This is a genomic window from Streptomyces sp. NPDC001514 (assembly GCF_053597075.1).
The window spans coordinates 452495-465680 of the sequence record NZ_JBSFHO010000001.1 but is presented as its reverse complement, the minus strand read 5'-3'; the positions used below and the strand labels follow the sequence as shown (position 1 = coordinate 465680).

The window sequence follows — 13186 nt, the reverse complement described above, 5'->3', positions numbered from 1 at the left end:
GTGGTTGTCGCTCAGCTCGCGCTTTCGCTACGAGTCGTAGCGTAACTCGAATACCACGGGCGCGGGAAGGAACACCCGGTGAACTGGCTCACAGCGCATCACCTACTGGCCGGTATGGTCGCCGTCATGTGTAGCCGCACCCGTCCGAAATCGCCCCGCACAGGCCGCCCCCGCAGCGCCGAGGCGGACGCCGCCATCCTCGACGCGACCAGGGCTGCCCTGGTCGAACTGGGCTGGTCCAAGCTGACGCTGGGCGATGTGGCGACCCGGGCCGGGGTGGCGAAAACGACCCTCTACCGACGCTGGGCGGGCAAGAACGAACTCGTTGTGGACGCCGTCGCGGTCCTCTTCGACGAGCTGGAGCTCCCCGACCGGGGCTCGCTCGCCGCGGACATCGAGGGCGTGGTGCTGCAGTTCGCGGCGCTGCTCCAGCGGCCCGAGGCCAGGACCGCGCTGATGGCGGTGGTGGCCGAGTCGACGCGCGACGAGCCGCTGCGCGAGCGGATCCGGGTCTCGATCGTGGACCGCCAGAAGCGGCTGGTCCTGGAGGGCAGGGCGCGGGCGCAGGCCCGTGGCGAACTGCCCATGGAGACCGATCCGGAGGCGGCCGCCCGCACGGCCGACCTGATCTTCGACGTAATCGCGGGCGCGGTGGTGCACCGGGCCCTCGTGAGTTGCGAACCGGTCGACGAGGACTGGGCCCGCCGCTTCACCGCGGTCCTGCTGGGCGGTCTTGGCGCGGCGACGCAGTCGTGAGGCCCGGAGCCCGCGCACGAGCCCGCGCAACGGCCTCCGGGTGAACCTCAGCCGGCCGTGGCCTCCGTGCACCCCGGCTTGCCCGGCTTGCCCGGCTTGCCCGGCCAGGAGACCTTGGTGAGCCTCTCCGCCTCCTCGGACGGCAGCAACCCGGCCCCGACCAGCGCGGCACGGCCCGCCATCTCCCCGGCGAGTTTGAAGCCGTACTCGGAGGAGTCCACCTCGTGATGGCGGCCCTGGGTGAGCGTGACGACCGCGGCAACCCCGTCGAGTCCGCCCTGGAGGCCCACCCACAGCGCGTGGAGGTACTCCGCGGGCAGATCCTCCTCCGGCACGGTGTTCCGGAACTCCGCCTCGCCGCCTGCCGCGGGCGGCTCGAAGTCCACGGTGATGCGCGCGAAGGGGCCGCACGCTCCTACGGACTGGATGCGGACGCGTACGTCACGCACGGGAACAGGAAGCACGGGAACGGGCAGCTCAGGAACAGGAAAGGGAAGACCGGCCATCGCGCCACCGTAGAGGCGCAACAGCCGGTCCTTCCATCGGGTTTCGGGCAGCCGGGTCAGAAGCCCGGGGGCTCCGTGTACGTTCCCCACTCGTCCCGCAGCGCGTCGCAGATCTCCCCGAGCGTGGCCTCCGCACGCACCGCGTCGAGCATCGGCTCGATCATGTTGGAGCCGTCGCGGGCCGCGGCCAGCATCGCGTCCAGCGAGGCCCGTACGCGCGCGTCGTCGCGCCGCGACTTGCGCTCGCCGAGGATGCGGACCTGCTCCCACTCGACCTCGTGGCTGACGCGGAGGATCTCCAGGTCGCCGGTGACCGAGCCGTGGTGGACGTTGACGCCGACGACCCGCTTGTCGCCCTTCTCCAGGGCCTGCTGGTAGCGGAACGCGGACTCGGCGATCTCGCCGGTGAACCAGCCGTCCTCGATGCCGCGCAGAATGCCGGAGGTGATGGGCCCGATGGGGTGCTGCCCGTCCGGGTGGGCGCGCACTCCGCGCTCCTTGATCTGCTCGAAGATCTTCTCGGCGTCGGCCTCGATGCGGTCGGTGAGCTGCTCGATGTACCAGGAACCGCCCAGCGGGTCGGCCACGTTGCCGACGCCGGTCTCCTCCATCAGCACCTGCTGCGTCCGCAGGGCGATCTCGGCGGCCTGCTCGGACGGCAGGGCGAGGGTCTCGTCCAGGGCGTTGGTGTGCAGCGAGTTGGTGCCACCGAGCACGGCCGCGAGGGCCTCCACGGCCGTCCGTACGACGTTGTTGTACGGCTGCTGGGCCGTCAGCGAGACACCGGCGGTCTGGGTGTGGAAGCGCAGCCACTGCGCCTTGTCGGTCTTCGCGCCGTAGACCTCCTTCATCCAGCGGGCCCAGATGCGGCGGGCCGCGCGGAACTTGGCGATCTCCTCGAAGAAGTCGACGTGCGCGTCGAAGAAGAAGGAGAGGCCGGGCGCGAAGACGTCCACGTCCAGACCGCGGCTCAGGCCGAGTTCGACGTATCCGAAGCCGTCCGCGAGCGTGTACGCCAGCTCCTGCGCGGCCGTCGCGCCCGCCTCGCGGATGTGGTAGCCGGAGACGGAGAGCGGCTTGTACGCGGGAATGGAGCGGGCGCAGTGCTCCATCAGGTCGCCGATCAGGCGCAGATGGGGCTCGGGCTCGAAGAGCCACTCCTTCTGCGCGATGTACTCCTTGAAGATGTCCGTCTGGAGCGTGCCGTTGAGGACGGCCGGGTCGACGCCCTGGCGCTCGGCGGCGACGAGGTACATGCAGAAGACCGGGACGGCCGGTCCGCTGATGGTCATCGAGGTCGTGACGTCGCCGAGCGGGATGTCCTTGAAGAGGATCTCCATGTCGGCGGCGGAGTCGATGGCGACACCGCAGTGGCCGACCTCGCCGAGCGAGCGCGGGTCGTCGGAGTCGCGGCCCATCAGCGTCGGCATGTCGAAGGCGACGCTGAGGCCGCCGCCGCCGGCGGCGAGGATCATCTTGTACCGCTCGTTCGTCTGCTCGGCGTTGCCGAAGCCGGCGAACTGGCGGATGGTCCAGGTGCGGCCCCGGTAACCCGTCGGGTACAGGCCGCGCGTGAACGGGTACTCGCCGGGCCAGCCGATCCGCTCGAAGCCCTCGTAGGTGTCGCCGGGCCTGGGCCCGTAGACCGGCTCGACCGGATCACCGGAGAGCGTGGTGAAGTCGGCGTTCCGCTTCTTTGCGGAGTCGTACCGGGCCTGCCAGCGGTGGCGGCCCTCCTCGATGGCGTCAGCGTCCATGCTTCGAATTTACTAGGACGTCCTAGTAAATGTCGATGGCAAACCGCCGTACATACCCGTACGGCGGTGGGACTACGCCTTGGCTACTGCCGGAACCTGGCCGCTGACCAGCGGCTCGACCGTGCGTGTGACCTTGCGCTCGACGAAGAAAGCGGCGAAGGGAATGGTCCCGGAGAGCAGCACCCACAGCAGCTTGCCGAACGACCACTTGGCCTTGGAGCCCAGGTCGAAGGCGAAGATCAGGTAGATGATGTAGAGGATGCCGTGGACCTGCGAGACCGCGAAGGTGACGTCCTCGCCCTTGTCGAAGCCGTACTTGAACACCATGCAGGTGCACAGCACGAGCAGCATCACTGCGGTGACATAGGCCATCACCCGGTAGCGGGTCAGCACGCTCTTTTTCATGCCGACGAGGTTAACCGTCCGGTTTGGGCGATCTTCCGGCGGGTCGGGAGACGCGGGTCACGTCCCGTCGACCCGGGTCACTTGCCCTCGAAGTCGTGCGCGGCGATGCGCAGCGGCCGCAGCAGCGCGAAGATCTCCGCGCACTCCTCGGCGTCGTACGCCCCGAGCCCGAAGTCCATCGCCATCAGATCGCGGGTGGCGGCCTCCACGACCTCGCGGCCCTTCTCGGTGATGGAGGCGAGCGTGCCCCGGCCGTCGTTCGGATTGGGACGCTTGGCGACCAGGCCCGACTTCACCAGGCGGTCCACCGTGTTCGTCACGGACGTGGGGTGCACCATCAGCCGCTCACCGATCTTGGACATCGGCAGCTCACCGGCCTTGGAGAAGGTGAGCAGCACCAGCGCCTCGTAGCGCGCGAAGGTCAGTCCGTACGGCTTGACGACGGCGTCGACCTCGGCGAGCAGGATCTGGTGGGCCCGCATGATCGAGGTGATCGCGGCCATCGAGGGCACGGGGCCCCAGCGCTTCTGCCAGAGCTCGTCGGCTCGGGCGATGGGGTCGAAGGGGAGACTGAGCGGCTTCGGCACGGCACCGACCTTACCCACTGGTCACATGCTGGTCAGCCCCGTCTCGAACTTCGGTCCTCCGAAGCTCGGCGGCGAGTACGAGCACGCAGAGCGTGCCCAGCGCCCCGATGCCGGCGACCACCTGGTGGACGGGCAGGAACTCGGCCGCGACGCCCGCAGCCGCCATGCCGACACCCTGGACCGTCATCATGCCCGCGGTCATCAGCGTCATGGCCCGGCCGCGCAGCTCCTCGGGCACCGCTGCCACGTACCACTGATCGAGGCCGAGAGAGTACGCCGACGCCAGCCCGCTCAGCACCAGGGCGATCATCGCGAGCGGCAGTCCGGGGCGTACGGCGTACAGGAGGAGCGGCAGCAGGCAGCAGGCGGCGAGGGGCAGCACGATCCGGGCGCGGGCGGCCGCGCTCAGCACGGAACCCGCGAAGAGCTCGCCGGCGATGTGGCCCACCGGCATCGCGCACATCAGCAGCCCGAGCGCGGCGGTGCCGACGCCGATGCCGTCGGCGTACGGGGCGGCCAGGGCTTCCGGTGCCACGACGAACAGGGGCGGCACCCAGAACATCAGGGTCAGCGCGCGCAGCCGGCGGTCGGCGAACACCAGGCGGGCGCCGTCGAGGGAGTCCCTGAGCAGCGACACCTTGCGCGCATCGGCCCGTGCGGGCCTGCGGCGGGTGCCGAACCGCAGCAGGACGGCCGAGCAGAGAAAGGTCACCGCGGTGATCGCGATGGCACCGCGCGCGGGCACGAGGGTCAGCAGGACGCCGCCCGCCCCGAATCCGGCGAGCAGGGCGCTCTGCGAGACGATCCGCAGCAGCGAGCGGCCGAGTACGAACCGTTCCCCCTGGCCGAGGACGTCGGCGAGCGTCGCCATCCGGGTCCCGTTGAACACGGGCGCCACGGCGGCGACGGCACACCGCAGCACGAGCAGCCCCGCGACCGGGGTCGTGGGCAGCACCATCAGGCCGACGCACCCCGCGCAGACGAGATCGCACACGACGAGGACCCGGCGGGCGGGATACCGGTCGGCGACCCCGGCGAGCAGCGTTCCCCCGAGGAGATAGGGGAGGAAACCGAGCGCGAAGGTGAGGGCGCTCAGCAGCGGGGATCCGGTGAGGTCGTAGACGAGCACGGTCAGGGCGATCTCGCTGACCACGACGCCGAGGAGGGAGAGCGTGTGCGCGGCGAACACGGCCCGGAACTCGCGTACGGCGAAGACGCTCGCATAACCCCCGCGCGGGGGCGGGCTGCCGGGCGCGGCCGGGGGCTGCCCGACACCCTCGGACGGGACGGCCCCGTCAGCCGTGGGGCCGGGAGGAATCGGTTCGGCGGTCATGCCGGCAGCCTGCCGTCGCCCCGGTGTCGGACCCTAGACTTTCGGCTGAGAACGAATCTTTGCAGAGCGATCTTCGCGCGGCGGGCCCCGGCCCATCACCGCGGGGCGCGCACATCACCGAGCGAGGGGGCGCCGCGTGCCGTTCACACTCCACTTCGGCGAGGCCGATCTGCTCCGCTGCCGGTTCGCGGTCTCCCCGCTCTGGGAGACCCATGAGGCCGTACGCACCCTCGCCCGGCCGGAGCGGCACGGCTACCACCTGCCGTGGCTGCGCCGACTGCGCGGAGCGCTCGCCACCGGGAACCTCGATCTCACACCGCTGCAGTTGCTGATGCCGCGCCGGGGGCACAACCCGGACTTCATCTACCCACCGCCCATCGGGCCCGCAGCCGCCTTCGAGGAGGAGATCGCCGCGGTCAGGGCCACGGACCCGGATCAGGCGCGCGACGACCTGAGGCGCGCGCTGACGGACTCGGGGGCTGCGGACACTCCCGCGGGACGGGCGATGCTCGCGGATCCGGCACGGTCGGTGCGGGAGCTCGCCGCCCTGCTCGAGCGGGCGTGGGAGGTGCTCGTCGCGCCGGACTGGCCGAGGCTGCGTGCGCTGCTGGAGGCGGATGTGGCGTACCACTCGCGGCGGCTGGCCGAAGGGGGACTCGAAGGGCTGCTGCGGGAGCTGCACCCGCGCCTGGAGTGGGACGGCGGATCGACCCTGACGATCGACACGGTGAGCGATCACAGCCGGGTGCTGGGCGGTGCGGGTCTGGTGCTGATGCCCAGCGTCTTCTCCTGGCCGGACGTCGTCAGCGGCTTCGATCCACCGTGGCAGCCGACCCTCGTCTATCCGGCCCGCGGCATCGGCGGACTCTGGTCGGACCCCGGCGGCCGTACGCCCGATGCCCTGGCCCGGCTGCTGGGTCGCGTGCGGGCGGACGTGCTGTGCGCTCTGGACGAGCCCGCGGGCACGACGGCCCTGGCACACCGTCTGGGACTTGCACCGTCCAGCGTGTCTGCGCATTTGTCGGTGCTGCGGGACGCCGGTCTGCTGAGGTCGCGCCGGTACGGGCATCAGGTGCTGTACGAGCGGACGCCGATGGGCATCGCCCTGGCGGCGCCACAGTCCGGCGCGGTCTGAGCCGACCGGGGCCCACCGCGACGCGGCCGCCCGCCGGGGTCGGCGGCGTCTTCGCGCGCCGCACGCCGCATCCGGTGGCGGACCCCCCACTGGGCAACGGGACCGAGCTCTTCGAGCGCCGCGGCCGGCAAGGTGAGCCGCTCCCTCCCGCGGGGCGGATACGAAAGAGCCCCCGGCCCAGCGGGTCGGGGGCTCTTTCGATCGCGGCGTCAGGCGGACAGGTGGCGCTCCACCGTCTCGACCTTGCTCGTCAGCCCGTCTGTGACACCGGGCCTGATGTCCGCCTTGAGGACGAGGGAGACGCGCGGCGCGCGCGCCTCGACGGCGGCGACTGCGCGCTTGACGACGTCCATGACCTCGTCCCACTCCCCCTCGACGGAGGTGAACATGGCGTCCGTGCGGTTGGGCAGCCCGGACTCGCGGACGATGCGCACGGCGTCGGCGACGTACTCGCCGACGTCTTCGCCGACGCCCAGCGGGGTCACGGAGAAGGCGACGATCACGCGTTCACCTTGCCCTCGCGGCGGGCGCGGGCGGCGATGACGGCGTCCTCGGCGGCGCGCTTCAGCTTGCGCTCGGCGAAGAATCCACCGGCGGGCAGCACCGAGAGGACGAAGTAGAGGGCGGCCGTCTTGACGTCCCACTTCGTACGGTTCCAGGCGTCCAGCCAGAAGATCACGTACAGGATGAAGAGCACACCATGGATCGCGCCCATGACCGGGACCGCGTTGAACTCCGTCGTGCGCTTGAGCACCGAGCAGACGAGCAGCAGCAGGAACGACACGGCCTCCGGCGCGGAGACGAGTCGGAGGCGGTGGAGGGCGGAGGCGGTCTTGATGTCCACGGAGGCACCTTCGGTGGAGGGGTCAGAAGAGGCGTCGGGCTTGTGAACGCACGCACAAGCGCTGCCATTGTGGCACCGCTCTTTCCTTGATCTTTACCCGGGTGGCCTCGGGTCGCCCGGGTGGCCTCGGGGTCGGGTCGGGGTCGGGATCGTCCCGGGGGCTCTGTCGGCGCGCGCCCACCGCCCAGTAACGTCGCCCCGTGGCAATGTTCCGACTTCAAGGCAGCAAGGTGCTCGCCGTCGACATGACCGGGGACGCCGTCAAGGCGAAGAACGGGTCGATGGTCGCGTACGACGGCCAGATGGCGTTCAAGAAACTGTCCGGTGGCGGTGAGGGCATCCGTGGCATGGTGACCCGCCGCCTCACCGGCGAGCAGATGACCATGATGGAGGTGAAGGGCCAGGGCACCTGTTACTTCGCCGACCGCGCGTCCGAGATCAACCTCGTCTCGCTGCACGGCGACAAGCTGTACGTCGAGTCGAGCAATCTGCTCTGCACGGACGGCGGGCTGCGCACCGGCACCAGCTTCACCGGTCTGCGCGGCGGCGCGACCGGAAACGGCCTGTTCACGACGACCGTCGAGGGCACGGGCCAGGCGGCGATCATGTCCGACGGCCCGGCCGTTGTGCTGCGGGTGACGCCCCAGTACCCGCTCTCCGTCGACCCCGGCGCGTACATCGCGCACCAGGGCAATCTCCAGCAGAACTTCCAGTCCGGGGTCACCTTCCGCACGCTGATGGGCGAGGGCGGCGGCGAGGCCTTCCAGATCCGGTTCGAGGGCGACGGGCTCGTGTACGTGCAGCCGAGCGAGCGCAACACGATCGCAGGGGACGTGTGACATGCCCTTCCGTGAGATCAACTCGAAGATGGTCGAGGCGACGGTGATCCCCGGCCAGAAGATGTACAGCCAGCGCGGCGCAATGCTCGCGTACAAGGGCGAGGTGTCCTTCACCCCGAACATGGCGGGTGGCCAGGGCGGCCTGATGTCGATGATCGGGCGGCGGGTGGCCGACGAGGCGACCCCGCTGATGACGGTCGAGGGGTCCGGGACCGTGATGTTCGGCCACGGCGGCCACCACATCCAGGTGATCAACCTGACCGGCGAAACCCTGTACGTCGAGGCCGACCGGCTGCTCGCCTTCGACGGGACGCTGCAGCAGGGCACGATGTTCATGGGCTCGCAGGGCGGGGTCATGGGCATGGTGCGCGGCCAGGTCACCGGGCAGGGCCTCTTCACCACGACGCTGAAGGGTCATGGTGCGGTCGCGGTCATGGCACACGGCGGAGTGATCGAGCTCCCGATCACGCCTGGCCGACCGGTCCATGTCGACCCGCAGGCGTATGTCGCGCACCACGGCGACGTACGGAACAAGCTCTCCACGGCGCTGGGCTGGCGCGACATGGTGGGGCGCGGCTCGGGCGAGGCGTTCCAGCTGGAGCTGAGCGGCAGTGGTGCGGTGTACGTCCAGGCGTCGGAGGAGAAGCTGTGAGCACGCCGGTGATTTTCGACCCGATGACGCTGCCGAGCGACGACAACGTCAACGCCTACACCTTCTGCGTGGAGCTCAAGGGCTCCCAGTGGTTTCTGCAGAAGGGCAAGATGATCGCCTACTACGGGCAGATCGAGTTCAACGGCATCGGCCACGGCCGGCTGGACCGGCTGATGCGTACGAGCTTCCACTCGCCGCTGCACGCGAGCGACTGGGTGGTGGCCGAGGGCAGCGGCAAGATGCTGCTCGCGGACCGGGCGTTCGACGTGAACTCGTACGACCTGGACGAGGGCAATCTGACGATCCGGTCCGGGAATCTGCTCGCGTACCAGCCGTCCCTGGCACTGAAGCAGTCGATCGTGCCGGGCTTTCTGACGCTGATCGGTACGGGGAAGTTCGTCGCGGCGTCCAACGGTCCGGTGGTCTTCATGGAGCCGCCGATCCGGGTAGACCCTCAGGCGCTGGTCGGCTGGGCGGACTGCCCGTCGCCGTGCCACCACTACGACCACGGCTACATGAGCGGGGTCATGGGCGGGCTGCGACAGCTGACGGGGATCGGCGGGGCGTCGGGCGAGGAGCACCAGTTCGAGTTCGTGGGGGCGGGGACGGTGCTTCTTCAGTCATCCGAGACGCTCATGGCCGAGCAGGCCACGGGTGTCGTCCCGCACGCGGACGGGGTGCCGGGCGGGGGCCACGCGGGGCATGGGACCCCTGGCCATCAGGGATCCTCCCCGCGACTTCCCGGCCAGCGTGGGGACCTCCAGCGTCGCTTCGGGCTGTGAGCGGTAGTCTGCGGAGTGTGACGTCGAACGTCTGCGCCCTTGTGTGGGGGACCATGGAGACCATGGACAACGTGGGGTCCATGGACAACGCGGGGATCATGGACACAGAGGCGCCGGGCGTCACACTCCCCGACTTCGTCCGGCTTTCAACTTCTTAGGGTAGTATCCATATATGGAGACCGAGACGGCCACGCGCTGGCTGAGCGATACGGAGCAGTGCGCCTGGCGCACGTATCTGGATGTCAACAGGCTGCTGACGTACCAGATGGAGAAGGACCTGCAACCGTTCGGCCTGACCAACAACGACTACGAGATTCTCGTCAATTTGTCGGAGTCCGTGGACCGGCGCATGCGGATGAGCGATCTGGCCGCGGCCACGCTCCAGTCGAAGAGCCGGCTCTCCCACCAGATCACCCGCATGGAGAACGCGGGCCTGGTCCGCAGGGAGAACTGCGAGTCGGACCGCCGCGGGTTGTACGCCGTCCTCACCGACCACGGCATGGAGACCATGCAGAAGGTCGCGCCGCACCACGTCGAGTCGGTGCGCCAGCACTTCATCGACCTGTTGTCACCGGAGGCACTTGCGGACCTGCGCGAGTCCTTGAAGCCGGTGGCGGACCACTTGCGGGGGCGACGCGGCAAGGTCTGACGGGGGTGCGAGGCTGCCCGGTGCGCCCGTCGGTGTCCCGGGCCCGCCCGGTGCGCCCGTCGGTGTCCCGGGCCGCCCGGTGTGCCCAGTACCGCGGGCGCGACCCGGGTGTCCGTCCTCAAACGCCGGACGGGCTGGGTGGTCGGGGGTGCCCCGTGCCGGGTCGGTGCCGTCGGGTCCGCTCCGGGGCTCGTATCCGGGACGGCATGATTTACGGCGCGCGCCACCCCGGACCCACCAGTCATCGCCCACGCCGCGCGCCACAAATCACGCTTTAGTGTCCCGAACATGACCCCTGCGCGTCCCCGGGCGTGGTTGCCGGGTGGGGGCTCGCCCCGGTGGGTGGCAGCACCCCGTTGGTTTGTGGGCAGTCGTTCCGCTGGGGCGGAACGGGTGGGCACAAAACACCCCCCGACCTGCAGTCGGGGGACGGCCGGGGCGGGGCCGTGCAGGGTCGCCCCCGCAGGAAATCGGGCGGTGGTTCCGGATGACGCCGTACCCACCGATTTCCGAGGAGGCGAGCCCGGAGGGGCCCCGCACCACCACCCACCCACAGCAGCCGCCCCAAGCCCGTCCGGCGCTTGAGGACGGACACACCGGGCACGCCCGCGGCACCGGGCAACACCGCACCCCGCACCGGTACCGCGCACGACCCCGCCCACCGCCGGAGGCACCCCGCACAGGCAGGTCAGGACGTGAGGCCCGCCACCAGTTCGTCCGCCGCCGCGTACGGGTCGAGCTCGCCCGCCACGATGCGGGCCGCGAGCGCGTCCAGCCGGCGGTCGCCGTGGAGGTCGCCGATGCGCTCACGGAGCGCGGTGACCGCGATGGTCTCGACCTCGTGGGCGGCCCGGCTGGTGCGCCGGGCCGCGAGGACGCCGTGCTCCTCCATCCACGCGCGGTGCTTCTCGAGGGACTCGACGACCTCGTCGATGCCCTCGCCCCGCGCCGCGACCGTCTTCACGATCGGCGGCCGCCAGTCGCCCGGCGCACGGGACTCGCCGAGACCGAGCATGTGGTTGAGCTCGCGCGCTGTCGCGTCGGCGCCGTCACGGTCCGCCTTGTTGACGACGTACACATCGCCGATCTCCAGGATGCCCGCCTTCGCCGCCTGGATGCCGTCGCCCATGCCGGGCGCCAGCAGCACCACCGACGTGTCGGCCTCGGAGGCGATCTCGACCTCGGACTGGCCGACGCCGACCGTCTCCACCAGCACCACGTCGCAGCCGGCCGCGTCCAGGACGCGGATGGCCTGGGGCGCGGCCCATGCGAGGCCGCCGAGATGGCCGCGGGTGGCCATCGAGCGGATGTAGACGCCGGGGTCGGACGCGTGCTCCGACATCCGCACCCGGTCGCCGAGCAGCGCCCCGCCCGAGAAGGGCGAGGACGGGTCGACGGCCAGTACGCCGACCCGCTTCCCGGCCCGCCGGTACGCCGTCACCAGCGCGGACGTGGACGTCGACTTGCCGACACCCGGCGAGCCGGTCAGCCCCACCACGTACGCACCGCCGGTCAGCGGCGCGAGCTCCGCCATGACCTCGCGGAGCTGCGGGGACGCCCCCTCGACGAGTGAGATCAGCCGGGCCACGGCCCGCGGCCGGCCCTCCCTCGCCTGGGCGACCAGCTGGGGGACGTCCACCATCGTGCCTGCTCCGATCTTTGAAGGTCTTACTTGGCCGGTACGCGAACGATCAGCGCGTCACCCTGGCCGCCACCGCCGCACAGCGCCGCCGCGCCGACCCCGCCGCCGCGACGCTTCAGCTCGAGCGCCAGGTGCAGGACGATCCGCGCGCCGGACATGCCGATCGGGTGTCCCAGGGCAATCGCGCCACCGTTGACATTCACCTTTTCCGGGGATACCCCGAGGTCCTTCATTGACTGCACGGCGACCGCGGCGAACGCCTCGTTGATCTCGATGAGGTCGAGGTCGGAGACCTCCAGGCCCTCCTTCTTGAGGGCGTGCGTGATCGCGTTGGACGGCTGGGACTGGAGCGAGTTGTCCGGACCCGCCACATTGCCGTGCGCGCCGATCTCGGCGATCCACTCGAGGCCGAGCTCCTCGGCCTTGGCCTTGCTCATCACGACGACCGCGGCGGCACCGTCGGAGATCTGCGACGACGTACCCGCCGTGATCGTGCCGTCCTTCGCAAACGCCGGGCGCAGCTTGCCGAGCGACTCGACCGTCGTCTCGGCACGGATGCCCTCGTCCTTGCTGAAGAGGACCGGCTCGCCCTTGCGCTGCGGGATCTCGACGGGCGTGATCTCGGCCTCGAAGAGGCCGTTCTTCTGCGCGGCGGCGGCGCGCTGGTGCGACAGGGCGGCGATCTCGTCCTGCTCCGGCCGGGCGATGCCGAGGCGGGTGTTGTGCTTCTCGGTGGACTCGCCCATGGCGATCCGCTCGAAGGCGTCGGTGAGGCCGTCGTACGCCATGGCGTCGAGCATCTCGATCGCGCCGTACTTGAAGCCCTCACGCGACTTCGGCAGCAGGTGCGGCGCGTTCGTCATGGACTCCTGGCCGCCGGCGACGATCACGTCGAACTCACCCGCACGGATCAGCTGGTCGGCCAGGGCGATCGCGTCGAGCCCGGAGAGACACACCTTGTTGATCGTCAGCGCGGGCACGCTCATGGGGATGCCGGCCTTGACCGCGGCCTGGCGGGCCGGGATCTGCCCCGCCCCGGCCTGGAGCACCTGGCCCATGATCACGTACTGCACCTGGTCGCCACCGATCCCGGCGCGGTCCAGCGCAGCCTTGATCGCGAAACCGCCCAGGTCGGCGCCGGAGAAGGACTTCAGGGAGCCGAGCAACCGCCCCATGGGGGTACGGGCACCGGCGACGATCACAGAGGTGGTGCTGTTCGTTCCAGACATGAGAGGGGATCCCCTTCCAGCACGGCGGCTGAGGAGTGAACGAGGGTTTACTTGAACTGTACTGAGCGGT

The 13186-nt window shown here is 70.3% G+C and carries 15 protein-coding genes; 6 read left to right on the top strand and 9 right to left on the bottom strand.

The genetic code is table 11. The annotated features are described in order from the left end of the window. Window positions 1-126: 126 nt before the first annotated feature. Window positions 127-756, top strand: a complete 630-nt coding sequence (locus ACWCXB_RS02055) for a TetR/AcrR family transcriptional regulator (protein ID WP_450717971.1) — start codon at window positions 127-129, stop codon at window positions 754-756. Between the two features lie 47 nt (window positions 757-803). On the opposite strand, the gene ACWCXB_RS02050 is transcribed toward ACWCXB_RS02055, so the two are convergent. From ACWCXB_RS02050 to ACWCXB_RS02030, 5 genes are all read right to left on the bottom strand, one after another. Next, on the bottom strand, window positions 804-1205 hold the full coding sequence (locus ACWCXB_RS02050; RefSeq protein WP_450717970.1) for a hypothetical protein: 402 nt from the start codon (window positions 1203-1205) through the stop codon (window positions 804-806). Window positions 1206-1318: 113 nt separating this feature from the next. Next, the gene (locus ACWCXB_RS02045; protein ID WP_450717968.1) at window positions 1319-3019 is read right to left on the bottom strand and encodes an acyl-CoA mutase large subunit family protein; all 1701 of its coding nucleotides are present in this window, start codon (window positions 3017-3019) and stop codon (window positions 1319-1321) included. Window positions 3020-3091: 72 nt separating this feature from the next. Continuing rightward, window positions 3092-3424, bottom strand: a complete 333-nt coding sequence (locus tag ACWCXB_RS02040; RefSeq protein ID WP_450717966.1) for a DUF3817 domain-containing protein — start codon at window positions 3422-3424, stop codon at window positions 3092-3094. A gap of 77 nt (window positions 3425-3501) precedes the next feature. Next, a complete protein-coding gene (locus ACWCXB_RS02035; protein WP_450717964.1) occupies window positions 3502-4011 on the bottom strand; it encodes a MarR family winged helix-turn-helix transcriptional regulator in 510 nt (169 codons plus the stop codon). 10 nt (window positions 4012-4021) lie between these two features. Continuing rightward, the gene (locus ACWCXB_RS02030) at window positions 4022-5344 is read right to left on the bottom strand and encodes an MFS transporter (RefSeq protein WP_450717962.1); all 1323 of its coding nucleotides are present in this window, start codon (window positions 5342-5344) and stop codon (window positions 4022-4024) included. A 136-nt stretch (window positions 5345-5480) separates the two neighbouring features. On the opposite strand from ACWCXB_RS02030, the gene ACWCXB_RS02025 reads away from it, so the two are divergent. After that, window positions 5481-6479: a DUF5937 family protein gene (locus ACWCXB_RS02025; protein WP_450717960.1), complete on the top strand. Its 999-nt coding sequence runs from the start codon at window positions 5481-5483 to the stop codon at window positions 6477-6479. Window positions 6480-6688: 209 nt separating this feature from the next. On the opposite strand, the gene ACWCXB_RS02020 is transcribed toward ACWCXB_RS02025, so the two are convergent. Both ACWCXB_RS02020 and ACWCXB_RS02015 read right to left on the bottom strand, forming a co-directional pair. Beyond that, the gene (locus ACWCXB_RS02020; protein WP_450717958.1) at window positions 6689-6982 is read right to left on the bottom strand and encodes an MTH1187 family thiamine-binding protein; all 294 of its coding nucleotides are present in this window, start codon (window positions 6980-6982) and stop codon (window positions 6689-6691) included. Beyond that, window positions 6979-7323 carry a DUF3817 domain-containing protein gene (locus ACWCXB_RS02015; protein WP_450717956.1) on the bottom strand — a complete coding sequence of 115 codons (345 nt, stop codon included), beginning with the start codon at window positions 7321-7323 and terminating at the stop codon, window positions 6979-6981. Before ACWCXB_RS02015 ends, ACWCXB_RS02020 begins: the two co-directional genes overlap by 4 nt. A 206-nt stretch (window positions 7324-7529) precedes the next feature. Between ACWCXB_RS02015 and ACWCXB_RS02010 the strand changes: the two genes are divergently transcribed. The 4 genes from ACWCXB_RS02010 (at window position 7530) to ACWCXB_RS01995 (ending at window position 10245) form a co-directional block, all read left to right on the top strand. Beyond that, window positions 7530-8162: an AIM24 family protein gene (locus ACWCXB_RS02010; RefSeq protein WP_450718198.1), complete on the top strand. Its 633-nt coding sequence runs from the start codon at window positions 7530-7532 to the stop codon at window positions 8160-8162. 1 nt (window position 8163) lies between these two features. Beyond that, window positions 8164-8814 (top strand): AIM24 family protein, encoded by a 651-nt coding sequence (locus ACWCXB_RS02005; protein WP_450717954.1) that lies wholly within the window; start codon window positions 8164-8166, stop codon window positions 8812-8814. Further along, window positions 8811-9596 carry an AIM24 family protein gene (locus ACWCXB_RS02000; protein ID WP_450717952.1) on the top strand — a complete coding sequence of 262 codons (786 nt, stop codon included), beginning with the start codon at window positions 8811-8813 and terminating at the stop codon, window positions 9594-9596. The genes ACWCXB_RS02005 and ACWCXB_RS02000 overlap by 4 nt, the downstream gene beginning before the upstream one ends. Window positions 9597-9768: 172 nt before the next feature. Further along, the gene (locus ACWCXB_RS01995; protein ID WP_450717950.1) at window positions 9769-10245 is read left to right on the top strand and encodes a MarR family winged helix-turn-helix transcriptional regulator; all 477 of its coding nucleotides are present in this window, start codon (window positions 9769-9771) and stop codon (window positions 10243-10245) included. A 688-nt stretch (window positions 10246-10933) separates the two neighbouring features. Here the strand turns inward: ACWCXB_RS01995 and meaB are convergent. Together meaB and ACWCXB_RS01985 are read right to left on the bottom strand one after the other, a co-directional pair. Beyond that, window positions 10934-11887 (bottom strand): methylmalonyl Co-A mutase-associated GTPase MeaB, encoded by a 954-nt coding sequence (meaB, locus tag ACWCXB_RS01990; RefSeq protein WP_450717948.1) that lies wholly within the window; start codon window positions 11885-11887, stop codon window positions 10934-10936. Between the two features lie 26 nt (window positions 11888-11913). Continuing rightward, entirely contained in the window at window positions 11914-13116 is a 1203-nt protein-coding gene (locus ACWCXB_RS01985; RefSeq protein ID WP_450717946.1) for an acetyl-CoA C-acetyltransferase, read from the bottom strand. Window positions 13117-13186 lie beyond the last annotated feature (70 nt).